The 26,892-nt window shown below is 35.7% G+C and carries 30 protein-coding genes and 2 pseudogenes; 25 read left to right on the top strand and 7 right to left on the bottom strand.

What is annotated here, in order from left to right:
• Positions 1-209: 209 nt before the first annotated feature.
• On the bottom strand, positions 210-1,442 hold the full coding sequence (locus ACIGHG_RS08875; protein WP_336472667.1) for an aminopeptidase: 1,233 nt from the start codon (positions 1,440-1,442) through the stop codon (positions 210-212).
• A gap of 91 nt (positions 1,443-1,533) precedes the next feature.
• On the bottom strand, positions 1,534-2,298 hold the full coding sequence (locus tag ACIGHG_RS08870) for a DUF4397 domain-containing protein (RefSeq protein WP_396548134.1): 765 nt from the start codon (positions 2,296-2,298) through the stop codon (positions 1,534-1,536).
• A gap of 212 nt (positions 2,299-2,510) precedes the next feature.
• Between ACIGHG_RS08870 and ACIGHG_RS08865 the strand changes: the two genes are divergently transcribed.
• From ACIGHG_RS08865 to ACIGHG_RS08790, 16 genes are all read left to right on the top strand, one after another.
• Entirely contained in the window at positions 2,511-2,666 is a 156-nt protein-coding gene (locus tag ACIGHG_RS08865; protein ID WP_090911596.1) for a YjcZ family sporulation protein, read from the top strand.
• Positions 2,667-3,034: 368 nt separating this feature from the next.
• On the top strand, positions 3,035-4,507 hold the full coding sequence (locus tag ACIGHG_RS08860; protein ID WP_336472665.1) for an NAD(P)/FAD-dependent oxidoreductase: 1,473 nt from the start codon (positions 3,035-3,037) through the stop codon (positions 4,505-4,507).
• Positions 4,508-4,928: 421 nt separating this feature from the next.
• Positions 4,929-6,239, top strand: coding sequence for an aspartate aminotransferase family protein (locus tag ACIGHG_RS08855; protein ID WP_090911592.1), 1,311 nt, complete (start codon positions 4,929-4,931; stop codon positions 6,237-6,239).
• A complete protein-coding gene (locus tag ACIGHG_RS08850; RefSeq protein WP_396548131.1) occupies positions 6,236-6,934 on the top strand; it encodes a 3-oxoacid CoA-transferase subunit A in 699 nt (232 codons plus the stop codon). The genes ACIGHG_RS08855 and ACIGHG_RS08850 overlap by 4 nt, the downstream gene beginning before the upstream one ends.
• Positions 6,919-7,581, top strand: coding sequence for a CoA transferase subunit B (locus ACIGHG_RS08845; RefSeq protein ID WP_336472804.1), 663 nt, complete (start codon positions 6,919-6,921; stop codon positions 7,579-7,581). The genes ACIGHG_RS08850 and ACIGHG_RS08845 overlap by 16 nt, the downstream gene beginning before the upstream one ends.
• Before the next feature lie 15 nt (positions 7,582-7,596).
• A complete protein-coding gene (locus tag ACIGHG_RS08840) occupies positions 7,597-8,865 on the top strand; it encodes a peptidase (protein WP_396548129.1) in 1,269 nt (422 codons plus the stop codon).
• Positions 8,862-9,707 (top strand): putative beta-lysine N-acetyltransferase, encoded by an 846-nt coding sequence (gene ablB, locus ACIGHG_RS08835; protein WP_336472661.1) that lies wholly within the window; start codon positions 8,862-8,864, stop codon positions 9,705-9,707. Before ACIGHG_RS08840 ends, ablB begins: the two co-directional genes overlap by 4 nt.
• Before the next feature lie 162 nt (positions 9,708-9,869).
• Positions 9,870-11,249, top strand: a complete 1,380-nt coding sequence (locus ACIGHG_RS08830; RefSeq protein ID WP_396548126.1) for a sigma-54 interaction domain-containing protein — start codon at positions 9,870-9,872, stop codon at positions 11,247-11,249.
• 245 nt (positions 11,250-11,494) lie between these two features.
• Positions 11,495-12,913, top strand: coding sequence for a lysine 2,3-aminomutase (kamA, locus tag ACIGHG_RS08825; protein WP_090911579.1), 1,419 nt, complete (start codon positions 11,495-11,497; stop codon positions 12,911-12,913).
• Positions 12,910-13,182, top strand: a complete 273-nt coding sequence (locus ACIGHG_RS08820) for a YokU family protein (RefSeq protein ID WP_396548124.1) — start codon at positions 12,910-12,912, stop codon at positions 13,180-13,182. The genes kamA and ACIGHG_RS08820 overlap by 4 nt, the downstream gene beginning before the upstream one ends.
• Positions 13,183-13,257: 75 nt before the next feature.
• On the top strand, positions 13,258-13,473 hold the full coding sequence (locus ACIGHG_RS08815) for a YozE family protein (protein ID WP_336472658.1): 216 nt from the start codon (positions 13,258-13,260) through the stop codon (positions 13,471-13,473).
• Positions 13,474-13,672: 199 nt separating this feature from the next.
• Complete coding sequence (locus tag ACIGHG_RS08810) at positions 13,673-13,819, top strand: hypothetical protein (RefSeq protein WP_396548289.1); 147 nt, start codon at positions 13,673-13,675, stop codon at positions 13,817-13,819.
• 1 nt (position 13,820) lies between these two features.
• Complete coding sequence (locus ACIGHG_RS08805) at positions 13,821-15,296, top strand: recombinase family protein (protein WP_336472657.1); 1,476 nt, start codon at positions 13,821-13,823, stop codon at positions 15,294-15,296.
• Between the two features lie 318 nt (positions 15,297-15,614).
• On the top strand, positions 15,615-16,457 hold the full coding sequence (locus tag ACIGHG_RS08800) for an SMP-30/gluconolactonase/LRE family protein (protein ID WP_336472656.1): 843 nt from the start codon (positions 15,615-15,617) through the stop codon (positions 16,455-16,457).
• Positions 16,458-16,857: 400 nt separating this feature from the next.
• The gene (locus ACIGHG_RS08795; RefSeq protein ID WP_175483354.1) at positions 16,858-17,028 is read left to right on the top strand and encodes a hypothetical protein; all 171 of its coding nucleotides are present in this window, start codon (positions 16,858-16,860) and stop codon (positions 17,026-17,028) included.
• A gap of 63 nt (positions 17,029-17,091) precedes the next feature.
• Positions 17,092-17,715 (top strand): hypothetical protein, encoded by a 624-nt coding sequence (locus ACIGHG_RS08790; RefSeq protein WP_336472803.1) that lies wholly within the window; start codon positions 17,092-17,094, stop codon positions 17,713-17,715.
• Between the two features lies 1 nt (position 17,716).
• Here ACIGHG_RS08790 and ACIGHG_RS08785 read toward each other — a convergent pair whose 3' ends face one another.
• Positions 17,717-17,872: a DUF3930 family protein gene (locus tag ACIGHG_RS08785; RefSeq protein WP_336472655.1), complete on the bottom strand. Its 156-nt coding sequence runs from the start codon at positions 17,870-17,872 to the stop codon at positions 17,717-17,719.
• Between the two features lie 154 nt (positions 17,873-18,026).
• On the opposite strand from ACIGHG_RS08785, the gene ACIGHG_RS08780 reads away from it, so the two are divergent.
• The 5 genes from ACIGHG_RS08780 to ACIGHG_RS08760 all read left to right on the top strand — a co-directional run bounded on the left by ACIGHG_RS08780 (position 18,027) and on the right by ACIGHG_RS08760 (position 20,799).
• On the top strand, positions 18,027-18,212 hold the full coding sequence (locus ACIGHG_RS08780) for a YozD family protein (RefSeq protein ID WP_020060656.1): 186 nt from the start codon (positions 18,027-18,029) through the stop codon (positions 18,210-18,212).
• A 111-nt stretch (positions 18,213-18,323) separates the two neighbouring features.
• Complete coding sequence (locus ACIGHG_RS08775) at positions 18,324-18,515, top strand: hypothetical protein (RefSeq protein WP_090911567.1); 192 nt, start codon at positions 18,324-18,326, stop codon at positions 18,513-18,515.
• Entirely contained in the window at positions 18,515-19,333 is an 819-nt protein-coding gene (locus ACIGHG_RS08770; RefSeq protein ID WP_396548120.1) for a serine/threonine protein kinase, read from the top strand. Before ACIGHG_RS08775 ends, ACIGHG_RS08770 begins: the two co-directional genes overlap by 1 nt.
• Entirely contained in the window at positions 19,315-20,073 is a 759-nt protein-coding gene (locus tag ACIGHG_RS08765; protein ID WP_336472653.1) for a sporulation protein, read from the top strand. Before ACIGHG_RS08770 ends, ACIGHG_RS08765 begins: the two co-directional genes overlap by 19 nt.
• Positions 20,074-20,145: 72 nt before the next feature.
• Positions 20,146-20,799 carry a phosphatase PAP2 family protein gene (locus ACIGHG_RS08760; protein WP_396548118.1) on the top strand — a complete coding sequence of 218 codons (654 nt, stop codon included), beginning with the start codon at positions 20,146-20,148 and terminating at the stop codon, positions 20,797-20,799.
• 54 nt (positions 20,800-20,853) lie between these two features.
• Here the strand turns inward: ACIGHG_RS08760 and ACIGHG_RS08755 are convergent, their stop codons facing one another.
• The 3 genes and pseudogenes from ACIGHG_RS08755 to ACIGHG_RS08745 form a co-directional block, all read right to left on the bottom strand.
• Positions 20,854-21,735, bottom strand: a complete 882-nt coding sequence (locus ACIGHG_RS08755; protein ID WP_396548276.1) for a cation diffusion facilitator family transporter — start codon at positions 21,733-21,735, stop codon at positions 20,854-20,856.
• 194 nt (positions 21,736-21,929) lie between these two features.
• The gene (locus ACIGHG_RS08750) at positions 21,930-22,244 is read right to left on the bottom strand and encodes a thioredoxin family protein (RefSeq protein ID WP_336472651.1); all 315 of its coding nucleotides are present in this window, start codon (positions 22,242-22,244) and stop codon (positions 21,930-21,932) included.
• Between the two features lie 79 nt (positions 22,245-22,323).
• A pseudogene (locus tag ACIGHG_RS08745) lies at positions 22,324-22,581 on the bottom strand (tyrosine-type recombinase/integrase); the annotation flags it as partial.
• Between the two features lie 369 nt (positions 22,582-22,950).
• Here ACIGHG_RS08745 and ACIGHG_RS08740 point away from each other — a divergent pair.
• The 4 genes and pseudogenes from ACIGHG_RS08740 to ACIGHG_RS08725 all read left to right on the top strand — a co-directional run.
• Complete coding sequence (locus ACIGHG_RS08740) at positions 22,951-23,226, top strand: barstar family protein (RefSeq protein ID WP_396548116.1); 276 nt, start codon at positions 22,951-22,953, stop codon at positions 23,224-23,226.
• A gap of 162 nt (positions 23,227-23,388) precedes the next feature.
• Positions 23,389-23,577 carry a transposase gene (locus ACIGHG_RS08735; RefSeq protein WP_396548274.1) on the top strand — a complete coding sequence of 63 codons (189 nt, stop codon included), beginning with the start codon at positions 23,389-23,391 and terminating at the stop codon, positions 23,575-23,577.
• Positions 23,578-23,589: 12 nt separating this feature from the next.
• Positions 23,590-23,736, top strand: a complete 147-nt coding sequence (locus ACIGHG_RS08730) for a hypothetical protein (RefSeq protein ID WP_396548114.1) — start codon at positions 23,590-23,592, stop codon at positions 23,734-23,736.
• A 394-nt stretch (positions 23,737-24,130) separates the two neighbouring features.
• Positions 24,131-24,442: pseudogene (locus ACIGHG_RS08725) on the top strand (alpha-helical endospore appendage domain-containing protein); the annotation flags it as partial.
• A 1,377-nt stretch (positions 24,443-25,819) separates the two neighbouring features.
• Here the strand turns inward: ACIGHG_RS08725 and ACIGHG_RS08720 are convergent.
• The gene (locus tag ACIGHG_RS08720; protein ID WP_396548112.1) at positions 25,820-26,326 is read right to left on the bottom strand and encodes a sunset domain-containing protein; all 507 of its coding nucleotides are present in this window, start codon (positions 26,324-26,326) and stop codon (positions 25,820-25,822) included.
• Between the last annotated feature and the right edge of the window lie 566 nt (positions 26,327-26,892).

Below are 26,892 nucleotides of genomic sequence, written 5' to 3'. Positions count from 1 at the left end.
CACATAAGAACGTCTTTCTTTTTAAGAGGGGCGAGAGCATCTGGCTGTGTGTAGCAGCGACATGTGTGTCGAAAAATGAAAATGGATTTATATATTTTTTAAGAAATGCCATAGTGTGGTAGTTTGTTACATTTAAAAACACACCGTTCTCATTTTGAACGGTGTGTTTTTGTTAAATGGAAGTTTCACTTTATGTTTTGACACAAAAATTAAAATGCCCAATTCCCTTTTCTAAAGATAGGCTCAAGTTTTCCACTTGATGTTTCGCCATCAATATCGAGGTTGGCAGATCCAATCATAAAATCAACATGAGTAATACTATCATTTAATCCGTTTTCTTGAAGCTCTGCTTTACTCATATTAATACCGTTTTGAATACACATAGGAAGTGCATTGCCTAATGCGAGATGACAGGATGCATTTTCATCAAATAATGTGTTGAAAAAGATAACGTTTGTATTCGAGATAGGTGAATCGTGTGGGACGAGCGCAATTTCTCCTAAATGCAGAGCTCCTTCATCTGTTTCCAGTAATTTTTTCAAAGTTTCATAGCCGGTTTCAGCTGAACAATCTATAACTTTTCCCTCACGGAAAGTCAGAGAGAAATTATTAATTAATGTGCCACCGTAATTTAAGGGTTTTGTACTCCTTACTACACCGTTTACCCCTTTTTTTAATGGGACAGTAAATACTTCTTCTGTTGGCATGTTCGGTATAAATGGAGTATGTAATTTATTTTGAAATTGTGCACTTAACCATTTGTGGTTATTAGGAAGTTCGATTGTTAAATCTGTTTTGTCAGATTTATAATGTAGTTTTTTATACTTTCTCTCATTTAAATGATGTGCTTTACTATTTAATAATTGAATATGGTTTTGCCATGCCTGTATAGGGTTATCATCAGTTACTCTTGTAGTTTTAAAGATAAGATCCCATAATTTATTGACACCTTCTTTGGCATCGAGTTCAGGGAAGATTTGAGAGGCCCATTCAATGGTTGGCATAGAGATAATTGACCAACTACATTGACTATTAATTCGATATTCGTTAAGTTCCTTCATACCAGAGGCATTTGTTTTCATAGCAATTGCAAGTCTTTCTGCATCAATGTCTTGAAAAAGAGTAGGATTAGATGCAGCAATATATAAAAAAGCAGCATTGTTTTTCGCTAATTCAACAAGTCCTTTTGCTTTCCAGTGGGGGAATTCCTTCAAACCTTCTAGTGGTGAATGTAAGTATTTAATTAACGTTAAATCTTCATCGGAGTATTCGACATGGACATTTTTTGCTCCGGATTTATAGGCTTGCTTTGATAATTCACGAACTAAGCGAGAAGATGTAATAGGTGCATGGATAACGAGAGTTTGTCCTTTCTGAATATTAATCCCAACTTGTATAACTAATTGCGCGTACTTTTTTAAATTTTCTTCAAAATGAGTCATGAGCAACCTCCTGAAAATATATAGATTACTATAAAATTATAAAAGAAATTGATTATTTTTTCTATTCTGGTTTTTAGTATTTGCAGAAAATTTAATTTGTCAAAAATAAACTTTCCAATTTTGGAGATTTATGAGCATAACCAAGCGTAACAACCGTATAAATCTTATTTGCCTCAATTTTCACCTCAGGAATTGTTAATATAATGTCTTTTGTTCCTGCAGCAGCTATTTCTATATCTGCTACGCCAGGACTCACTTGTAAATAATCTGTTGATTGTTTAAATGAAACCTTTTCAAACAGTTTTTCCCCATCCTTTAAAGCTACATCTACTTGAGGTGCATCAGGAGATAAATGAACGAATCGTATTTTTGCTTGTCCATATGGAAGAGGTGTATTATCAGTTAAATTTAACAGTTGCAGTTTATTAACATTACCAACTGCTGCAAGAGTATATGTATGATTTCCCATTACAGGAGTGAGAGTTGAAAAGATGGGAGTTTCCCCGCCAGCAGGTACGATATCAACGCGGTATTGCCCTTGTGTAAGTGAAAGATATGGGCTATATTGCTTAAACGAAATGTTTTTTACTACTTTTTGTCCATTTATAACAATATCAATGGCAGATGAATCAGGAGAAGCGTGTAAGATTCGAATGTAAGAGGGCAATGCTTGCTCGCTTGAATACGGTGGTGATACACGGCTTTGCTCGTAAGCTTGTACAAGTTGTTTCATCGCCTCATAGTGTCTTAAGTATACCTCTATATATTTTTGCGGATTTGTATATTTGTAATAACAAGCAAGTTGTTTATATATTGCAGCTTGCTGGGCATATTTTTCTATTTCAGATGAATTCATTGATTTGCCTCCCTCTATTATCATTATTACAACTATATGCATGTACAATGAGAAGGTATGCAAAAAAGTCTTGCTAATCTTTAAGGAGATGAAATCTCTAGCTAAGCTGGAGATTTTTTTTATTTCTAGGCAAACACACATACAAATAGATGTTTGTCCTACATATTTTGTGAATGTAAACTATTTTAAATGGATGTAAGGAGTGAAAAACTATGTGGGGTTACGGTGGAGGATATCCAGGTTATGGCTGTGGATATGGCTACGGTGGATATGGCGCTGGAGGCTGTGGATATGGTTATGGCTTTGCGATCATTGTTGTGTTGTTTATTTTATTAATTATTATTGGAGCTACTTGCGTACGCTTCTAGTTATGCAGAAAGAGCGTCATGGTGAACCGATTAATAATAAAGTGAAACTTCCATCAGTAGAGAGCTTCATCCTTCACTGATGGAAAGCCTGCCCAATCGGGCGCATGCCAGCAGTTATCCTCCACCTAGTTTCTTTGCCTTTTTTAATCTTGAGGTGGGGGTCTTGCTATTCAGTGGTACGGGATGGATTAATCGGTTCTTTCTTGTTTTTAATGCTTTTTTTAATTCCATATACATAAAAAAACGGATTTTTCACGAACGTTTAAATAGGGTTTATGAAAATCGTTCGTTCGTTTTGTTGACATTCCAAATGGAACATGCTACCTTTAGTAAGGGTTTTCTAAGGAATGCAATGGGGGAATGAATATATGAATACGAACTATGATGTAATTGTTGTAGGTGCAGGTCCTGCGGGAATTTTCGCTTGCTATGAAATAATTGGTAAAATGCCAGATGCAAAAGTGCTATTAATTGATAAAGGACATGATATTTATCGGCGCAATTGTCCGATTCTTCAGAAGAAAATAACGAAATGTCCGCCTGCTGCTGGAAAGAAAGAGTATGCAGGATGTTTACCAGCATGCTCAATCACAAATGGCTTCGGCGGGGCAGGAGCATATTCAGATGGTAAATTTAACATTACAAGTGAATTCGGTGGTTGGATGACAGATTATTTATCTCCATCGACAGTATTGGACTTAATCAAATATGTAGATGAAATTAACTTAGCACACGGTGCAACTACATCAATTACAGATCCATTAACGGATGAAGTTCGTGATATTGAAAAGCGTGCTTATGCAGCAGGATTAAAACTATTGCGTGCACAAGTTCGTCACTTAGGAACAGAACAAAACTTAGAAATTTTAAAAAGCATTTTTGAATATTTAAAAGAGAAAATTGACATGAAATTTAAAGTGGAAGTAGACGACATCGTAACTGAAAAAGCAGAGTATGAACATACTGTACGTGGAATTGTTTTAAAAGATGGAACAATACTATCAGCGAAAAAAGTAGTCATTGTACCAGGGCGTGATGGATCTGCTTGGCTCACAAAAATTATGAAAAAACGCCGTTTAAAAATGAGCACGAATCAAGTAGACATCGGTGTTCGCGTTGAAACTTCAAATATCGTAATGGAAGAAATAAATAAGCATCTCTATGAAGGAAAATTCGTATTCAACACATCTGTCGGAACGCGAGTACGCACATTCTGTAGTAACCCGTCTGGTCATGTTGTTGTTGAAAATCACTCTGGTATTATGACAGCGAATGGTCATGCATATAAAGATCCTGTGCTAGGAAGTGATAATACAAACTTTGCGCTTTTAGTATCACATCAATTTTCTGAACCGTTCGATCAGCCGAACGAATACGCACATGAAGTATCACGCTTAGCAAATCGTATTTCAATGGGTGGAGTTACGGTACAAAAGTATGGAGATATTTTAAAAGGTCGTCGTTCTACGCCGAAGCGTATTCAAGAAGGGTTTCTTGAGCCAACATTAAAAGAAGCAGTACCAGGAGACTTAGGTCTTGTATTGCCATACAATACAATGAAAAGCTTAATTGAAATGACAGAAGCATTGAATCATGTCACACCAGGTATTGCATCTGAACATACATTATTTTACGGTGTAGAAGCGAAATTCTACTCCGCAAGACCAAAACTAAACGAACATTTTGAATCCGAAATTTCCGGCCTATACTTAGGCGGAGATGGCGCTGGAGTTACACGCGGACTCGCACAAGCAAGTGCATGCGGTGTTCAAATTGCTCGTAATATCGTAGAACATTTAACAAGGAAAACAGAAAAAAGAGAAGAAGTTGTAGTAGGATAATATATGTTTATAGAAGAAACTCGTCTTATCATAGGACGAGTTTCTTTTTATGAAAATTTTGTCTAAATTTGTTTGAAAGTATATGAAACAAAATGAAGAAGCAAGAAGGAAAATCCTCAGAGTGCTGTCGAAGTTTACACATTAGCAACATATTTTCATTTTAAATGATATTTTAGAAGAGAGGAGTAAGAAGATTTTTAGTTGCTGGTTTTGCTTGGATGGGGGGGATTAGAGAGAATATTGTTGATTTATAGATTATTATTTCTGAAATTTCTTTCTATTTTGTTTTTATGCATTTATTTTTATATTCTATAATAATGACTTTTTAATAGAATCACTGCCTAGGCAGAGAATTTTTTTATGAAAGAAGAATTGATTTTCTACATATTTATATATGAGTTGAAGAAACGGGGGGAACGTCATGCGTGATTACTTAATTAAGCCACTTGTTGGTCAACCGTATCCGATGATTTCACACGGGAAAGGTGTTTACTTATATGATCAAAACGGCAACAAATATTTTGATGGTTCGTCAGGAGCGATTACAGCAAGTATCGGACATGGCGTAACGGAGATTGCAGAAGTTATTAAGCAGCAAGCGGAGGAGATTGCCTTTGTGTATCGTTCGCAGTTTACGAGCGAACCGGCAGAGAAGCTCGCAAAAAAGCTGAGCGACTTAAATATGGGGGATTTAAATTGGAGCTTCTTCGTGAATAGCGGTACAGAGGCAAATGAAACGGCAATGAAAATTGCAATTCAACATTTTCAAGAACGCGGTATTCAAGGGAAACATAAAATTTTATCGCGTTGGATGAGTTATCACGGAATTACGATGGGAGCATTATCCATGTCTGGGCATCCGCTGCGTAGGCAACGTTTTGTTTCCATATTGGAAGATTACCCGACATTACCAGCCCCGTATTGTTTCCGTTGTCCAGTCCAAAAGGTGTATCCGACATGTCAACTTTCGTGCGCAACAGAGTTAGAGCGATCCATTGAACGTATTGGAGCAGAGCATATTGCAGCGTTTATTGCGGAGCCGATTATCGGTGCAGCTGGGGGAGCTGTTGTACCACCGAAAGATTATTATAAGGTGATTAAGGATATTTGTGAGCATTATAATATTTTATTTATTGCTGATGAAGTTATGACAGGACTTGGCCGCACTGGAGCATGGTTTGCGATGGAACACTGGGGTGTCCAGCCGGATATTATGACGCTCGGAAAAGGGTTAGCAGCTGGCTATGCGCCAATTGCTGCAACGATGGTAAGTGATCGTGTGATGGAACCGATTTTACGAGGGTCCCGTTCTGTGATGAGTGGGCATACATTGAGCGCAAATCCACTTTCTGCAGCAACAGCTTTAGCGGTAATTGAATATACAGAAAAGCACCATTTGCCAGAAGAAACTGCTGAAAAAGGGGAATATTTAATTGCAGGTTTGCAAAAGATGCAGCAACAATCGACAATTATTGCTGATGTACGCGGGAAAGGTTTTCTGATTGGAGTAGAATTGCAACCGTTTACAAAAGCATCTGAACTTATTTCGGTTGCGGCGAAAAATGGTCTTCTTTTATACCAAGCTGTATCAGGGCAAGCGGGTAAGGAAGATAGTGCATTGTTAGTTGCGCCGCCGCTTACGACTACATATGCAGAGCTGGATGAACTACTTCATATTTTTGCGAAGAGTGTAGAGGAAATGACACAAAAAGGAGGGCATAGTATCGCATGACAACTATTACAAATACATTTAAAAAGCTAAAAACAATACAAGATGTTATGCCATATTTTCATAATGAGATGACGCTTATGTTTGGAGGGTTTGGAGGCATTGGCTCCCCTCCCTCTTTAATTCAAGCGATTTTAGATAAAGGAATTCATGATTTACATTTAATCGGTAATGATACTGGTTTTCCTGATGTGGGAATTGGTCGCCTTGTGACAAATGAGCGTGTAAAGTCATTAATTACATCGCATATCGGTTCAAACCCAAATGCAGGACGGCAGTTAAATGAAGGGAGATTGCAAATTGAATTTTCCCCTCAAGGTACATTGGCAGAACGAATTCGAGCTGGAGGAGTCGGACTAGGTGGTGTTCTTGTTGATGTTGGAATGGATACAATTGTAGAAGAAGGAAAACGAACAGTTGAAATAAATGGGAAGACATATTTGATTGAAACCGCATTAACCGCAGAAGTGTCCATCGTGTTTGCGAAACAAGCAGATCCGTTTGGAAACCTCGTGTTTGATAAAAGTGCACGCAATATGAATCCACATGTCGCAATGGCTGGAGATATTACGATTGTAGAGGCTGAAGAAATTGTTCCTCTTGGGGAACTCGATCCAGAAGAGATTATAACGCCTGGTGTATTTGTTGATTATATCATTCCATCGGGAGGAGTGAATTGGAAATGGGCATGGGAGTAGATGTTCGCAATAAAATTGCAAAGCGTGCTGCGAAGGAAATTCAAAACGGAATGATTGTGAATCTGGGGATCGGCATCCCATCTCTTATTCCGAATCACTTGCCAGATGATATGCATGTTATGTTTCATGCGGAAAACGGTATCGTTGGTATGGGACCAACACCTGTAAAAGGCGAAGAGGATGAAAATTTATGTAATGCGGCTGGCTTGCCGACATCAATTATTGCCGGAGCTAGTTATTTTGATAGTAGCACAGCATTTGGGATGATTCGAAAAGGATTACTTGATATTACCATTCTCGGGTCACTGCAAGTAAGTGAAAAAGGTGACTTAGCAAACTGGATTGTACCTGGTAAGCGTGTACCAGGAATAGGTGGTGCCATGGATTTAGCGCAAAAGGCAAAACGTGTTGTTGTTGTCATGAATCATGTCGATAAATACGGAAAATCAAAAATTGTTTCAGAATGTACGCTTCCGCTTACATCAAAACGATGTGTAGACGTAATTATTACAGATATGGCAGTAATGGAAGTAACACCGGAAGGACTAGTGCTGCAAGAATTAATGAGTCCGTACACAGTAGAAGATGTAAAAAAATGCACAGAAGCTGCTTTTCATGTAAGTCCGTCTTTACTAGTGATTGACTGAAGGGAGATGTAACAATTGGAGCAATATAAAAAACAAGTGTGTGAATATATTGAAAGTCATGAAAATATGAGTGTGAAATTATTAAAACGTTTAATTCAAGAAAAAAGTACGAGTGGAGATGAAAGCGGAGCACAGGCAGTTGTAATTGAAAAGCTTCGTGAGCTTGGTTTAGATTTGGATATTTGGGAGCCGTCGTTTACGAAAATGAAAGATCATCCGTATTTCGTCTCACCGCGTACAAGTTTTAACGATAGTCCTAATATTGTAGCAACGTTAAAGGGAAACGGCGGCGGAAAGTCGATGATTTTAAATGGTCATATTGATGTTGTGCCTGAAGGCGATGTGAATCAGTGGGAGCATCATCCGTATGCAGGAGAACAAATTGGGAATCGTATATACGGACGCGGTACAACCGATATGAAAGGTGGTAATGTATCGCTCATGCTGGCAATCGAAGCAATTGTAGCAACAGGCATTTCTCTAAAGGGAGATGTATATTTTCAAAGTGTAATAGAAGAAGAGAGCGGCGGCGCAGGTACGCTTGCAGCACTTTTACGAGGCTACGAGGCAGATGGTGTGATTATCCCAGAGCCGACGAATATGAAATTTTTCCCGAAACAACAAGGTTCAATGTGGTTTCGTTTATTCGTAAAAGGGAAAGCTGCACATGGTGGGACACGTTATGAAGGTGTAAGTGCTATTGAAAAAAGCATGCTTGTTGTGAGGCATGTGAGAAAGCTAGAAGAAAAACGAAATGAACGGATTACAGATCCTTTATATAAAGGAATCCCGATTCCAATTCCGATTAATATCGGGAAAATTGAAGGTGGCAGCTGGCCAAGCTCTGTACCAGATTTTCTTACTTTAGAAGGAAGATATGGTGTTGCGCCGAATGAAAGTATGGAAGAGGCAAAAATAGAATTTGAAAATTGGATAGGACAGTTAAATCAGGTAGATCCATGGTTTGCAAAACATCCAGTAGAAGTAGAATGGTTTGGCGCAAGGTGGGTTCCTGGTGAATTAGAAGAAAAACATCCGCTTATGACGACGCTAAAGGGCAATTTTGTACATATTGAAGGTACAGAGCCAATTATTGAGGCATCACCGTGGGGAACAGATGGAGGCTTATTTACACAAATCGCAAATATTCCAACTATCGTGTTTGGTCCAGGTGAAACGAAAGTCGCACATTATCCAAATGAATATATTGAAATTGATAAAATGATCGCAGCAGCAAAAATTATTGCATGCACACTGCTAGATTGGTGCGAGGTGGACAAATGAAATATTACGAAGAATTTGCAGAACAGACGAAGTACTATACAGTAGAAGGCACGTTAGATTATTTTAATAAACGTATTCGAGTTGACCATTATAAGGGAAATGTCGAACAAGTAATGTATAAAGTTGAAGAACTCGCAAACTCTCATTCTTTCACGAAATTAATTATAAAAGGAAAGAGAGAGCACGTTTCTGAGTGGCTCTCTCTTGGCTTTATATTAGAAGCAAGTATTCCGCAATACTTCCAGGGGCATGATGCATATTTTATGGTGAAATATCGGGATGATGAACGCCGAAATAGTGTGCAGTGGGTGAAGGAAGATGAAATTGTAAGTGGTGTAATTGCGAAGAAAGTAATAGAAAAAGAAATACCAGCACAGTTTGTTTTGCGAAAAGCGACAGAAGAAGATGCAAAGCAGCTTGCAGACGTATTTGGAAAAGTATTTGAGATTTATCCAACACCTTTGAATAAAGTCGATTATATTGTGAAAACGATGAAGGAAGATACGATTTATTATGTGTATGAAACGGAAGGAAAGATTATAAGCACCGCTTCAGCAGAAATGAATGTAAAAGAAGGAAATGCAGAACTAACAAATTGCGCAACATTACCAGAGTATCGAAAGCATGGTTTTATGAAAAGTTTACTTATGAAGTTAGAAGAAGAACTGCAAGAGAGAGGTATTTTTTGTTCGTATACAATCGCACGGGCACTTTCATTTGGTATGAACGCAGCATTTTATCAGCTTGGATATACGTACACAGGACGGCTCGCAAATAACTGTTATATTTTTGATAAGTTAGAGGATATGAACGTTTGGGCAAAGGATTTATCTCGTATTTAGTACATAGTATAAGAGAGAAATAAAGGTTCGAAAAGAATCAATTTGTTCAACTTCCATAAGTGGGGGAGAAAAAGTCCTCGCTGATGGGAGTTTCATTTTAGCGGTAGGTGCTCAAAATCTGGCACAATAATTGCTGATTTTTGAGCAAAGGAGGAGAGTACGTTGCTGGCGATTTCAACACAAGAAGTGATTGAAGCGATTTTAAGTAGCATTGATGAAGCCATTCACGCGGTAGATGAAAATGGAGTTACTATTTTTTATAACACAGTAGCAGCAAAACATGATGGATCGAATGTAGAAGATGTACTTGGTAAGTATTTATTAGAGGCATTTCCTTCGTTAACACCAGAAACGAGTACACTGTTAAAGGTATTGCAAATGAAAAAGCCAATCCTGCATCAAGTGCAGCGATACCAAAATCAAAGTGGAGAAGATGTTTATACGGTGAATACAACGCTACCGATTTTTATAGAAGGACGCATTGCTGGCGCTGTTGAAATTGCAAAAGATTATTCTACTATGCAAAAGTTGACAGAAAAAATTGCTGACTTGCAGTCGAAAATGAAGCGATCACCAGCGAGAAAAGCACCATACAGACATGTAGCATTTGATACGATTATAACGAATGATAAGCGCTTTTTACAGACGAAACAGCTGGCGCAAAAGGTTGCGACTACTAATGCGAACGTACTTATTTACGGTGAAACAGGAACGGGAAAAGAGCTATTTGTACAAGCAATACATGAAGCATCGAAAAGAAGAAATAACGCGTTTATCGCTCAAAACTGTGCTGCCTTGCCAGAATCATTACTTGAGAGCTTGCTGTTTGGAACAACAAAAGGCAGCTATACAGGTGCCATAGAGCGCGCAGGTTTATTTGAGCTTGCGGACGGTGGCACATTATTTTTAGATGAACTCAATTCGATGCCGTTAGATTTACAAGCAAAAATGCTTCGTGTATTAGAAGATGGTATCATTCGCCGCATCGGTGATAATAAAACAAGAAAAGTTGATGTACGCGTAATTACAGCAATGAATCAACCTCCAGATGAGTGCCTTCGTGAAAATAAAATTCGTACAGATTTATATTATCGATTAAATGTGTTTTCTTTATTTATTCCGCCGCTTCGCGAGCGAAAGGAAGATATTTTATTGCTAGCCCCGTACTTTTTGAAGGCTTATAACAAAGAATATAAAAAGAATGTGATTGGTATAGGTGAAGATGCAAAAGAGAGATTGCTTCAGTATCATTGGCCAGGTAATGTACGTGAATTAAAGCATATGATTGAGCATGCGGTCATTGTAGCAGAAGGGAAAATGCTAACGTTATCTTGTTTGCCACGTTTGTTTCGGCAAATGCCACATCCGCAAAAACAGCCAATATTACCGCTTCGGGAAGCGCTTTACAAAACGGAAAAAGAGTTGATTGAACAAGCGATGTTAGAAGCGAAAGGGAATGTTTTACAAGCTGCAAAGTTGTTAGGTATTCCAAGACAAACTTTGCAGTATAAATTAAATAAATATGCGAAATATGCCGAATAATCGGCAGCTTTTTGTGCATTTGCACGAATAAATGAGCGCTTACATATATAAAAGTAAAGAAAATTCTGTTTTTTAAAGGGGTATTTTTATTTTTCTTTCGAATAAAACGATATTTTTATAGTCAAGAAGCTTGTAATAGTCAAGGTTGTACGAATAGAAAGGAATCAAAATCTAGACGTAACCGTTAAAGTTGGCATGATTATTGCTTTAATAAATAGTGAGCGTTTGAAAAAGGGGGAATGGCAATGTTACACGACGTATATAAACCAGAACGTCATTGGAAAGAGATTGAATTATGGAAAGATGTTACAGAGGAGCAATGGAATGATTGGATTTGGCAGTTAACAAATACAATTAAAACATTAGATGATTTAAAGAAAGTAATTAATTTAACACCGGAAGAAGAAGAAGGTGTTAAAATTTCAACAAAAACAATCCCATTAAACATTACACCATACTATGCATCCCTTATGAATCCAGATGATCCACGTTGTCCAATTCGTATGCAATCTGTACCGATTTCAGAGGAATTATATAAAACGAAGTACGATTTAGAAGATCCGCTTCATGAGGATGAAGATTCACCAGTTCCAGGATTAACACATCGTTATCCAGATCGTGTTCTTTTCCTAGTAACAAATCAATGTTCTATGTACTGTCGTTACTGTACACGTCGTCGTTTTAGTGGACAAATTGGAATGGGAGTTCCAAAGAAGCAATTAGACGAAGCGATTGCTTATATTCGTGAAACGCCGCAAGTTCGTGATGTGTTAATCTCTGGCGGTGATGGACTTCTCATTAACGATAACATTTTAGAGTACATTTTAAAGAATTTACGTGCAATTCCGCATGTGGAAATTATCCGTATTGGAACGAGAGCTCCTGTTGTGTTTCCGCAGCGTATTACGGAAAACCTTTGCAATATCATTAAAAAATATCATCCAGTTTGGTTAAATACACATTTTAATACTTCTATTGAGATTACAGAAGAATCTAAACTTGCTTGTGAAATGCTTGCGAATGCAGGTGTACCGCTTGGAAACCAGGCTGTTATTTTAGCGGGTATTAACGATAGCGTACCAATTATGAAAAAATTGATGCACGATTTAGTAAAAATTCGCGTGCGTCCTTACTATATTTATCAATGTGACTTATCTGAAGGAATTGGTCATTTCCGTGCACCAGTTTCTAAAGGCCTTGAAATTATTGAAGGGTTACGCGGACATACGTCTGGTTATGCAGTGCCAACATTTGTTGTAGATGCACCGGGCGGCGGTGGTAAAATTGCTGTTCAGCCAAATTATATTATTTCACAAAGTGCTGACAAAGTTGTTCTTCGCAACTTTGAAGGTGTTATTACAACGTATCCAGAGCCAGAGAATTATGTAGCAGGCAGAGCAGAAGGATATTTCAAAGAAATTTATCCTACTTATGAAGAAAAGAATTCTGATGTTGGTATAGCAGCACTGATGAGCGATAAGAAGTTTAATCTTGTACCAGAAGGCTTGCAACGTATGAATCGCCGCAAAGATTATGAAACAAATAATACGCATGCTTCATTAAAAGATAAACGTGAAAAGCGTGACGAGTTGAAAGATAAAAAATATCAAGCACAAATGGAAAAATTAAATGAGAGTAAAAAAACTGAGGGAGATGCAGTATGAGATGTATGTGGTGTGAAGGTGAAGAAGCAATTGAAAGTGTAAATACTGTCTACTGGGAGTTACCAGATGGAACACAAACAATTACAATTGAAGAAACACCTTGTATCGCATGTTCAACTTGTGGAATGCATTATCAATCAGAGGCTATTGTGAAAGAAATTGAAGATCAGCTCTTTTTAATTTATACGAAAGATTTGCCAAAACAAGTCACATATACAGAACTTATGGAGCGCCCTCGTTTACTAAAGCGAAATTATTTTGATTTTTAACCAGCATTTTTCATGCTGGTTTTTTTCTTGTTTGCCTTGTATAATGTAGCCAAGTTAGAAAGGTAGGGAATAGTATTGAAAAAGTCATTTTATCATTATATGATGAAGCACCGTGCTTCTTTATTGAAAGATGAACTATGCGACTTGGCGGAAACAATGTATGAAGATCATAGTTTTCCAAAACAATCGGAGGATTATGATGAAGTTAGTTCATACTTAGAGTTAAGCGGTTCATTAGAAAGTATGAGCATTTTTGATCGTGCATGGGAATTATATATGCAAGAGCAGTAGAGTGAAACGCCTATTTTCAGATCGTTTTACCACTATTCATTTTTAATTTGTGTTATGTACACTCCTATAGAGGAGTGTATTTTTTCATGAAAAAATATTCAATTATACAACCTCATGTGATAAGCGTTTTTGTAATGGGTCGCATATACTGTTATCGTCACATACTTAAAATCACGACTTGAAAAGGAGAGAGAGAGACATGACGAGAAAAAAGCAGCCCAAATACAATATAGGAGATATAGTCGTGATTACGTTATATGGTACCGTTGGTAAAGTCACAAATGTTAATTTTCTATTTTTATTGGTTATGTGTTATGAATTTAATATGACACATTGGGGGCTATAAAATGGCGTTGGCTGCTATGTATTTACGTTTATCTAGGAATGAAGAACAATTAGATATTGAGGATATCTTAACAAATCATCGAAATGCTCTAATTAAACTTGCAAAGCAACATAAGTTGACATATGACATTTATCAAGAAATTTCGAGTGGTGTAAACATACAAAGACCTCAGCTGAATTTATTGTTAAGTAAATTAGATGAATACGATTATCTTTTGGTAATGGATATAGACCGGATTTCTCGTGACAATGCATATGCTGAACAAATTAAATCAGTGTTGATTGCACATGACATCAAAATATTAACACCACAGGGTGCTATTGATCTAAATCAAGAAAGTAATGAAATGTTATTTTCTTTCCAAGCAATGATGGCAAATTTTGAATATAAGCAAATTAAAAAGCGTTTGGGGCGAGGTCGATTGGCAGCAGCAGAACAAGGAAGATGGACAATGAGTAATAAGGCACCTTTGGGATATGAAAAGGACAAAAATCAAAGATTAGTCATTGTTGAGGATGAAGCAAAAATAATTAGATACATATTCCAAAAGACTTTAGAAAGAGTTAGTGCAAACGAAATAGCCAAAGAATTAGATTTGCTAGGTTGGAGGAGTAGAAGTGGTAAGGTTCTAACGACTTCTCATATCTCATCAATAAGAAGAAATGTTGTATATTATGGGGTAGTCAAAGCTTGTAGAAGGGTAAACGGGAGAGTTGTTGATGAGGTTTTTGTAGAAAATGCCCATCAACCAATCATCTCAAAGCAACAATGGTTAGAAGTTCAAAAAATACTTGAAGAAAACACAACAGGAAATTTTTTTAATAAAAGGAAAGCAACCCGAAGACTTCAAAACCTAATTTATTGTAATTGCTGTGGAAGAAAAAGATACATCCAAATTGATGGTAACGGAACTGATTTTATTAAATCTTGTTTTTACAAAATAAGCAATAATAAATGCAGAGATAGGGGACATAAGTATCTTCCTGTAGAAGACTACGTAATTAATAAGGTAAAAGAAAAGAAGGAGGATCTTGAAAAGACCATTCGGAAATTAAAATCTCTTGATATTACGGATGAAGAAAATAAATTCCTTTCACAAATGGACTCATTAGAAAAGCAATTAGAAAGATATGAAAAGAGACAAAAAAATTTAACAATAATGAGAGCAGACGGGGAAATAAGAAAGAGTGAATTTCTTGTAATGAGTGAAGAGAACGAGGAACAAATCAAACAAGTTAAGCAACAGCTTGAATTAGTTGATATTCAATTAAAAAACTTGAAGAATACAGATGAAGAACAACGACGGTTAGAAAAAATTATTGAAATGTTAGATAGGATAGAGACATATGACTCCGAAAACTGTAATGCTTTCTTTAAAACGTTCATAAAAAAAATCTGGTTCTCAACCAATGCGATTACAAATCATAATACAAAAAAAGAGGTTCCCGAAGTCATGATTGAAATCGAATGGCTATAAATAGCTCCAATATTTTTACTGCTTATGGCATGATGAGTCATGCCATTTAAACTACCGGCTGAACAGAGGTATGTAATTCTAAAAGAAACGAGTTGTTCCCGAGGATTATAAATTTACTTTAATTGAATCGATCAAGTTCAATGTGAAGTAGAAGACCCTAACTACAGTTATGTTTTTTGGATTCCTCCATTTGTTAAATATAAAAAGTTGAAGATAAATGGGATGCAAGTCTTATGAGACATTGTGACAAACTGTACTTCAACAAAAACAGCTTAATAGTTTGTCAATATTTTTTTAATAGGAAAGGAGATTTAAATCATGGGTGTTGAATCATTAAAGAGCAAAATGCTAACGAAACCACATAAATTTACAGCTGGAATAGAAGGTCCTTCATGTGATAAAAAAGGGAATATTTACGCTGTTAACTTTAAAAAATCAGGCACGATTGGCAAAGTAACTCCAAATGGGAATAGTAGTGTCTTTATTGAACTGCCTAAGGGTAGTATCGGAAGCGGGACACGTATTGACCGTAATGGAACTTTGTTCATTGCAGATTATGTTAAACATAATATATTCGCAGTTAATATTGAAACAAAAGAAATAAGAGTGTTTGCTCATAACCCTGATATGAACCAGCCTAACGATTTAGCGATAACCAATCAAGGTGTTTTATTCGCTAGTGATCCCAACTGGAGCGAATCAACAGGACAATTATGGCGTATTGATAAAAACGGGGTCACTCATTTATTAGAAACCAATATGGGAACGACTAATGGAATTGAAGTGAGCCCTGATGATAAAAAACTATATGTAAATGAAACAGAGAAAAGAAAAATATGGGTATATGATCTATCAAGTAACTACGAATTAAGTAATAAACGCTTACTTATAGAATTTACCGATTTTGGACTTGATGGGATGCGTTGTGATATGGCTGGCAATTTGTTTGTAACTCGCATTGGTAAAGGTGTGGTGGCAAAGATATCACCTGATGGTCATCTTCTAAGCGAAATTCACCTTACCGGAAAAAAATGTAATAACCTTACATTTGGAGGTCCTGATGGAAAAACCTGTTATGTGACAGTAGCTGATACAGGAAACATTCAAATGTTTCAAACAGATGTACCTGGAAGGTGTTGGAGTTTACTGCATGATAGATAAGATTATTCCATATTATCTAACTGAATATGATTATTAGTTATGTAATTTAGTAGATTGATAATGTGTGTGTATTTACCTTAATTTAAATAGTTAAGAGTTATGATATATAACATCCAGACCAATGACTGGATTCATTCTAAATTTAGTGAGGTAATTGTTGAATGGAAAGTGTAGAAGGTGAACGCAAGTTGGACGCTGATTGAACAATGGTTACGGAAAAAAGGTTTTAAAAACAAATTTTGACTAAAAGTTCATCGTCAATTATCGGAATTTTAAAAAGGGAAATCACTTCTCCAAGATACTGCTATATAGTTCGGACTGTTTCGGTGGGAGGAGGAGAAAAATGGGGAATGATAACAAGAAAAAAATACGTTGAGACAAGATTCCAAACAAAAACTTCATGCATATTCTGCAACGAGGTGATTTCATTGTGAAAGTAAAATATGGAGAAAGAGGAACCTTTGATCCGGTGAAGGCAGCCAAGGGACTAATTGAATTGTACAATAAGTTTAATAATCCGAATGTTCTAGATAATCAAGAAAATGATAAAATAAAAGATAAACCAAATTAAACTCGTGTGCCACTAAGGTATACGGTTTTTCTTTTTTATTTACAAGGAGGCGATAACCTTTTAATCGTAAATGGTTATTCATCAAATAAATTTAGAAATATAACAAATATAAAAATACTAGATGGCGTTTATGTATACGAAGTGAACAATCACGATGGATTTTACGTAGAACATACATTACAGCTTGTGACGGAACAAGAAATGAAAGATGGCGAATCCGAGTGGATTGAACTGCACTATAAATTTACGTTTGGTGATCTCGTTCAAGTAACAGGCTATGAAAAAGATGTATTTCGTGTTGTTGGCTACCGGACGGAAGTATGGCGTTATAAAAATGATGCATGGGAAGATACAATTTATGAATTATCTCGTATTACAGATGGAGAGTGGCTAGAAGCGGATGAATCTGATTTGACACTTATAGCGAATGCACAAACAGCAAATATCATTTTAAAGAAAATGAAACAAGATAAGGCAGGTATGAATAAGCTTGATTTAGGTAAATTAAAGTCTATTAATAATTCGAAAAAAGTAAGTATAAAAACGAATCGAAAAGAAATTATTGATGGTTTACTAGATATTTTTAATGATTACAGAACATTATATGAAACATTTCAAGATGAAGAGTATAAAATTGTGATGGAAGTTGTACGTAATTATTTAATTAAATTATCCGAGAAAAAATAACTTAGAAAGAGAGCAGGAATTGAAAGAAAATAAAAGCTGTATATGGTATGCCTACAATTGTTAAAAAGATAATAAATATAGAAATTAGTTTGTCCACCCATTTATCTTCATGTACAAAACCTTCCTCTATATGTATTGTTTTTTGTTTATAGTCCATTGTGTTTTCCTCCTTTATATAGCTTGTACTACATCTTATGCAAAAGTGTCCTCTTGTATAACCTATATATCTAGCAAGAAAAGAAAAATGTTTTTCTATTGTTATACATAATTTCTATTTTTCTTCATAAAACAGAATTAAAGGGGTGATGCTCATGAAGGAAATAGAGGTCGTGATTGATACGGAAGAAATTGCGGAATTTTTTTATGAGCAATTAATTGTAAGAGGCTATGTACCAAAGCGCGAAGAAATTGAAGATCTTGCAGATATTGCCTTCGATTATTTGTTAGAGAAATGTATGATTGATGAAGTATTTGACGAAGATGATGAAGGAAAGTAACGACGGGATAGACTCGTCGTTTTTTGCATCGCATAAATTAAAAAACTAATATCACCATATCGTGTTGTATTTGGTATAATGAAAGTGAAAATTTTCTGAAGAGGTGAAGAAATGTTCAAAAAAATTATTGATTCTTTGCTAGGGAATAAACATAAGCACCACTCTTACTCCAGTAGTGATTATCGACATCGACATCGTTCGTATTCTAGCAGCGATCATCATAAACATCGTCCATCTCATGGGTATGGGCATCATCATTATAAAAGAAAACATAAAAGTGGCAGTTTTTTCTCTAGTAGTTGATGAATTTTCAAAAAGTATTGGCATGGTTTGATCGACCGCTGTCCATCGATACTGTCGTTGCACAGCGGTATCAAATTCAACGCATTCTTGGTATGGGAAGTTATGGTTTTACATATCTTGTTACTGACATGTTGTCTCATGAGAAAAAAGTATTAAAACAACTTCGAAAAAGTAAGCAGCGCTACGCATCAGGTAGGAAATCGTTTACATATGAGCAAGCGATTTTACAGCAGTTAGAACACCATGCGATTCCTAGTTTTTTTCATAGTTTTACATGGAGAAAAGAACCTTTTTTTATAATGGAAGAAATGCGCGGGAAGACATTTGAAGATTTTATTTTCAAATATGGAGAAATGTATACAGAAAAAGAAGTTTTTCTTATTTTATATAAAGTACTTCATGTCGTTTCTTATTTTCATAGTCAAGGTATTGTGCATCGCGATTTGCGAATTCCTAATGTTTTAATGAATGATGATGAAATATCTATTATTGATTTTGGATTAGCTCGCTTTATTGGTGAAAATGATGAACGTGCCGGGTCTTATAAAGGGGAACAAGCATCTATGCGTGAAATTCATTATCGTAGTGATTTTTATGCACTAGGACATTTTGTTTTGTTTTTGTTGTATTCTAGTTATGAATCTTCAAAAGAAGAAAGACCTTGGTATGAAGAATTAACATTATCAGCAAATAGCAGTGACGTAATTATGCGGATGTTACAAATGAAAGAGCCGTATTACGAAAATGTACAAGAACTAATAGAAGATGTGCGCTGTATAATAGAAAGGATGGGAGATACATGTTCCAAAAGTTTTTAGCAAGCGTTGGTATTGGCAGTGCAAAAGTTGATACTGTATTAACGCAAGAAGAATGGCTCATCGGAGAAGAAATTACAGGGGTTGTACATATTACTGGTGGATCAGTAGAACAAGAGATTGATAGCATTTATTTAACGTTATCTACGACATATATTCGTGAAGTGGATGATAAAAAAATGAGTTCAACATATGATTTAAAAAAGGTGCGCTTAACAACTCCTATAACGATCGGGATAAATGAAAAACGAGAAATTCCATTTTCTTTCCCAATGCCGATTGAAGCACCATTAACATTTGGAATGAAAACAGTTTGGGTACAGACTGGTCTAGATATTAAACGCAGCATTGATCCAAGTGATCGTGATTACGTTCAAATACTTCCCAACTTATTGTTAAAAAGTGTATTAGATGCAGTCCAAAATCTTGGATTTCATCTTCGTCAAACGGAATGTGAAGAACTTCCATACCGTTTGCGCGATCATGTACCATTCGCACAAGAGTTTGAGTTTGTTCCTGTATCCGGGCAATATTATGGAAAGTTAGATGAATTAGAACTGCTGATCATCCCGCGTTCGTATGATAGTTTAGAAATTGTGATGGAAGTAGATCGGAAAGCAAGTGGAATTGCTGGACTATTATCTGAAGCTTTAGATATGGATGAAAAAGTTTTACGTTTTACAGTGAAGCGTGAAGATATTCCAACAATGCAGCAAAAAATTAACAGTTATATTTCTGGGTAATTCATGCATAAAAAAGAAATGGAGAGGGAAAATAAAACACCCGCTCCATTTTTGTATAGTGAGGTTATGCAGATGAAGAGATATCGACATTTATATATGTTACTATTTGTTTTACTCATTGGTTTTGTTGTACTATCTTTTTCTTATCAAACATCTTTCATTGATCAATTTGATCATGTAGTAAGTAATTATATACAAAGCTTTCGTAATGAATATTTTACCGCTTATTTTGTATGGATGTCTTATATTGGATCAAAAAAGGTATATTTTCCTGTATTGTTTATCCTGTTTATGTATTTTTTGATTCGAAGACGATACATGACAGCCATTTTGTTAATGATAAATTTTTATGGTTCGCGCCATATGAACTATATGTTAAAGCTATGGTATGAACGACCAAGACCTGATATATCACAACTTGTTACGGCGACAGGTTACAGCTTTCCGAGCGGACATGCGATGAATGCTGTTACATTTCTTGGGTTTATTGCATACATTACAATTACCGAACATCGCCTACAATTGCATCGAAAATTATTGCTTATTGTTATTGCCTGCTTTTTTATCTTTTCCATTTCTATTAGTCGTATATATTTAGGGGTACATTATCCGTCTGATATTTTAGCGGGCTGGGCTGCTGGAGGAAGTTGGCTTGTTTTATGTATCATGTTTCATCAAACATTTATCCCGCAAGTAGCCGACAATAAATCTTCTGTATCAAGTTAACCAATGATTCGTTATGGGCTAATTTCAATCCATTTTATTTTACATAAAAAGAGCCTATGTGAGCATAGGTTCTTTTTGCATAGGTTCCACATGAATATGTGTGTACCAAATATTGTGTTTTTGTTGCAGCTTTTCTTCAATTTCATCAGTAATACGATGACTTTCACTTACGTCCATGTGTGCGTCTACTTCGATAGTAATATCAACATACGTTTGATTTCCATACATGCGTGCTCGTATGTCCACAATGTGTTCAACGCCTGAAATGTTTTTTACTGTTTCGGCATATTTCTTCATTTTGTCTGGATCAATGCCATCTGTTAACAGATGTGACGCTTCTTTGAAAATATCCCAAGCTGTTTTACAAATAATGATGCCGACGATAAGTGCTGCAATTGGATCAAGAAGAGGCATTTGAAATTGTGAACCGAAAATACCAATAACTGTCCCTATACTCACAAGAACATCAGATAAATTGTCTTTTGCAGCCGCTTCTAGTGCCTTACTTTTTGTTTCTTTTGCAATTTTACGATTATATACGTATACGCTATACATAATAGCAGCACAAAACAAAGCAACCCAGGCTGCTATTAAATTAGGGGTCGTCTGTTCCTCCTTGAAAAAGGATTGAACAGCATTCACGATAACTTCGAATCCGACCGTCATCATAATAAAGGATGCGACGAGTGAAGCGATTTGTTCCGCGCGTAAGTGACCATATGGGTGATCCGGATCGCGAGGTTTTCGGGAAATTTTCAATCCGATTAATACAGCTAGTGATGCGCCAATATCGGTTAAATTGTTAAGACCATCTGCACGCAGTGCGCTAGAAACAGCTATGTAACTTATTGCAATTTTAACAGTTGATAAAAATATATAAGCAACAATGCTTAGTATTGCCCCTTTATCAGCAGCTTTGTTAGAAAGTGGCTCCATACTATTCATTCACCTTTCTCTCAAAGATTCTCTATGTATAAGCGTATCAAACGAAAGTCGTGTGGGTCTATACAAACATTGTTGTGTACTTTTAGCATTTTAAGAAAGGGAGAACATTGTTTCGTAAGGGCAAAAAATACAAAAAGCACTTAGATATGCTTCTAAGCACTTTTTTGTAAGTTGTTTATATTATATTAATATACTTCTAAGAACTCAGTAACTTGCTCTTCTGTCTTTGCATTCGCACTATGTAGATGGCCCAGTTTTTCACCGTTTTGATACACTAATAAACTTGGAATTCCCATTACTTGATATTCTTCAGCAATGCTTGGGAACTCATCTTTATTAATGGAATACCACTCGAATTTATTGAACTCTTCCATTACATCACCGATAAAATTGTCCATACGCACACAATCTGGGCACCATGTTGTGAAAAATTTAATTACTACTGGATTTTCTTTTGCGATAAGATCGCGAAATTCTTTTTCAGATTTGATTTCTTTCATGTTTTTAACTCCTTTCAATGTTAGACGAATTTGCTAGTATTTTTATGCAAAATTCGTATTTGCAAACATTTTGCAAACATTAGTGTTTTTGAAATAGATTGTTTGCAAAATCTTCTACGGCTTTTTCTTGAAGACCTGGTACAACGTGAGAGTAGGTATCTAATGTGATGCCTATTCTTTTGTGTCCTAATCGTTCGCTAACAATCTTCGGATGAATACCTTGTTTTAGCATTAAAGTAGCATGGGTATGCCGAAGATTATGAAAGCGAATATTAGGAACCTCACTTTTCTTTATAAGCTTTTTCCATAGCTGTGTCAAACTTTTGAAATTGCAAGGAAGTCACAAAAGAACTCGGCATGTTCCTCAAAGTCATCTTGGGGAGGTGGAGAATGAAACTGACAAAAAATGAAATGCCGAATAATATTAATAGACATTTAGCAAAATTACAACTACAATTTCACATCAATAAAGTAAGAATATTTATAATAACAATAATGATTTATTGATATCACACCTGTTATCAGAACAGCTAAACAAATAGGGGGATTATCATCTGGTAAATACGATGGAACATGGTATCAAGTGAAATTCTATTATTTATCAGGATATGGAGGAAATAATAGAATTTCATAGTCAAATGATGGATAATTTATAAAACTACAGATTACATATAAAGCTTTTACTAAAATAAGGAGAGAAATTAATATGGAAAAAATAGTGTTAAATGGACAAGAATTTATAAGCACGGAAGTTTTGCATAAAGTATTAAAAGAAAAGTTAGATTTACCTGAGTATTATGGAGAAAATGCTGATGCTTTATGGGATTGTTTAACTGGATGGATAGGTCTTCCTTTAACGATTGAATGGGAATGTTTTGAAGAAAGTAAAAAATTTCTTGGTTCATATGCAGAACTGATTTTAGAAACTTTTCAACATGCACAGAAAGAAATGGTAGGAAAGTTTTTCATCATTGTAAAATAATTTTTATATGATGGAATATATAAAATTCTTAATTAATTACAAGAAGTATTGTAAGGATTTCTTATTAGAATCAATATGATGTTGTGAAAAAAAGACACTCTTAGAAGTGTCGCCATCTATCTTATTACTTTCGAGGTTTGAAAAGGGACGAATGAAAAAGAAATTTTATTAATTCAATATTTGGAGGGCTTTCATTCCGTTCGTTTTACATGTAATCAGGTAAAACAGAATGCGACGTATCGTTGGTTTGTAGGCATTTCTCCAAAAGAGAAAGTTTCAGATCACTCAACGAGCTCTAAGTTTCTTTCACAACGTTTACGGAATACAGCGTTTTGGGAGAAGCTTTTTTAGCATTGTCTTCGTTTGATTCATCAAGAAGGATTTATTGCGAACGAAACATGGGTGGCGGAAGAAACAGAATTGAAAGTAAACGCAAATAAACGTTATCCGAGAAATTTTGGTAGAGGAGAAAGTAATAGAAGAAAAAGACAAAGATTTAAAGATGATTAACGATCACCGTTTGCGCCATGGGAAAAAACCCCTACCAGCGAAACGTTTGAAAATAGAGGAAAAATAGACAAATATTAGACCGGTAGATCCTGACGCGCGTTTATTCGTCAAACACGATAAATGCGGACGATTTGTGTTCCTACTCATATCGCAGGTGTTCCATAGATGGAATAAAAAGGGCTCTTTCAACTAAAAATCCGCTTGTACACATAGGTAAATGCTCAGTCATTCAAATTTTTATTGAGTAAGATAAAAAGCATGATAGGTAAACACCTTTGTTTATGATGTTTTTTAAAACAACAATAAAGATTTGTGAACGTACAAATAACAAAAGTAGGAAACCCATGCACAGAATAAGGTGATTCGATGGTTTCCGAGAAAGGATGAATGTACATTGTCTTTTCCAAATATACCTAATATCACACCTACCATTTCTATTTCTACTGCACAGACGATTCCATTGCTTTTAAGTTCCATTGCCTTAGAAGAATTAGCTTTAGCTCACATTATCAATGCTGAGGCAGAGAAGCTTCAATTTGTTTTAGGAACACTACCGCCAGGAAAAACTACACTTTCTCCTCCGGTAGTTACGGTATCTAATCTTCTTACCGTCAACTCAAGTGTGCAAAGAACCCTTCGTGATGTCATCAAGAAGGAAATGCTCTTGGAATTCAAATTCGAAAATGTGATTGATCTCATCGATACTTTACCTAAAGAACGTCAAAAGACTAACAGAATTCTGGTTTTCGGACCTTCGCTCGGTTGTAGCCCAAATGAAGCAGAGTTGGCTGCTTCATTAGGATTCTCGGTTACAGTGGCTAATGAAGCAACTTGGTCAAACTTTACCACTGCAGACTTTGAACAGTTTGACGCGATTGTTATTGGAGATGCATGCTGTTTTGAAAATACTTCTCCATTAGCAGCAGCAGAAGCAAATAGAACGACATGGAGTCCAGCCATCACTGGAGCGATTTACATCCAAGGAACAGATCCAACTTTTCATGAGGGGGCACATCCAGAAGGTTTACAGATGATTAAAGATGGAATCAGCTTTGCTGCCAGCCGTCCTGGTACAGGACTATATGTAAGTCTTGGCTGCTACTACTTCAATTCACCTGCAAATACACCAGTGACTATATTAGACCAATTTGGTACCTTTACAGTACAAGGATTTCAAGGAGAGAATGTTAATATTGTCGCTCCATCCCATCCTGCTGTGGCTGGTCTGACAGATGCTGGTTTGTCAAACTGGATCAATTCTACTCACGAGGTATTTAATAGTTTTCCAGGGTTTTTAATCCCTCTAGTCATAGAAACAGATATTGGTCTTCCCTATATTATCGCTACACCATAAATAGTGATAATATCGGTACACTTCATAGATGGCATCAAAACAAGGAAGAAAAAGTCATTGTTTAGAGTGAAGTGCACCTCCAATTGTTAGACACAGTTTAACAATTGGAGGTGCAGCGACTTTTTCTTTGTTTTGATAGATTGGTTTAATCCAAAAATAATAGGTATGAATAGCACATACATGTGAAGTTTACATAACATGTCATTATATACAGTAAACACAAAGACTAACTCTATGTTCAACAAGGATTAGACCTTTTTCTCTTTTAAAAGCTTTATGCAAGAATATATACATTCTTGGTTTATTGCGTATGTTTTCTCAGAATTGTTCTTATTTACCGTATAAAAAATTCTGTATAATATAATATATTAATTAATAACAAAAAATATTGTAAGGATTTCTTATTAGAATCAATATGATGTTGTGAAAAAAAGACACTCCTAGGAGTGCCGCCATCTATCTTATTGCTTTCGAGGTTCGAAAAGGGACGAATGAAAAAGAAATCTTTTTCAAATCAAATTTAACATCAATGGAATATATAGTAAATTGAGAAACATTATCCGGAAGATTTAGTATAGATACTTTTCACTATCATTATAGAGGAAATAATCTATTTTTCCGACAAAAGAGGGTCTACTCAAAATAGTAGGTTGGATGTATTTTGACGAAAGTTACGTAAAATGGATTAGATAAAAAGAAATCGGCTCCTTTATGGAGCCGGTTTTATTACTATTTTTTTGATTTTCTATACCCTGCAGCTTGTGCGTCTGCTTCTGAGCAAAACATTTCTTCTGCATTGGTTTTATCATAAAATTGCTGTCCGGGCATATGATAAATTTTTTCACCTTTACTGTTTTTATTCCCTTTAATACTACAAGATCCGCTCTGTGAAGATTTAGGTTCTGGTTTAGATTGAGAAGTTGTACTTTGTGTTTGTTTTTGTTCAGATTTAGCCTGTTGCTCTTGTTGTTTTTTCTGTTCTTCTTGTTTTTTCAATTCCTGTTGTTTCTTTTGTTCTTCTTCTTGTTGTTTTTTCAATTCTTCTTGTTTTCGTCCTTCATCTTGTTTAACAATTGTAGTTTCTTTTACTTTTTCTTTGCTATCATCCTTGGAGCCGTTGGAACAAGAACCTATTAAAATTAATAATAGAATAATAATACCAAGGCATCCGAAACAGCCACAGCCAAAACGCTTTTTCTTTTCTTGTTGCTGCTTATTTCTTTCTTCTGTTGCCATAATTAGCCTCCTATGTATCAGAATTTCAATGTTTAGTATAACAAATTTCAAATAGTAATTTTACATAAATTTTTACTTGACGAATTATAAAGTAAGTTTTTTGTGTATTTACGTTTTAGAATGATAAAACCCAGCTTCTTTTTGGGCTGGGTAATTTTTTTATATACCAAATAAAGTAGTTCTTAAATCTTTTTAACGTATATAATTTTCTTCTTAACTTTTATCCCGCTATTCGCGGGAAGTAAGACCTTCACCTTAAGATTCATAGAGAAACGTTGGCGTGCGAGTCGCTTCCGCATTTCTAAAGAAGATAGGTGGGGGATAACTGCCCGTAAAAGCTCGATTGGGTGGGCTAACCATCAGTGGGAGATGAAAAACTCTCCACTGATGGAAGTTTCACTTTATGTAATGTATGAAACAAAGTTGTGAGAACTTTCGATTAGAGATACTATCATATTGTAAAAAGTAGTTTTGCTATATAGCGGAGTCTTTTTTGATAAAAAAAGACACTACATGAGTGTCTTTTAATTGAAAGAATTTTCTTTCTATTATATAATTGATTATGG

The organism is Bacillus sp. NPDC077411 (genome assembly GCF_044543425.1).
GTDB classification, from domain to species: domain Bacteria; phylum Bacillota; class Bacilli; order Bacillales; family Bacillaceae_G; genus Bacillus_A; species Bacillus_A bruguierae.
This window is presented reverse-complemented; position numbering and strand designations above follow the sequence as displayed.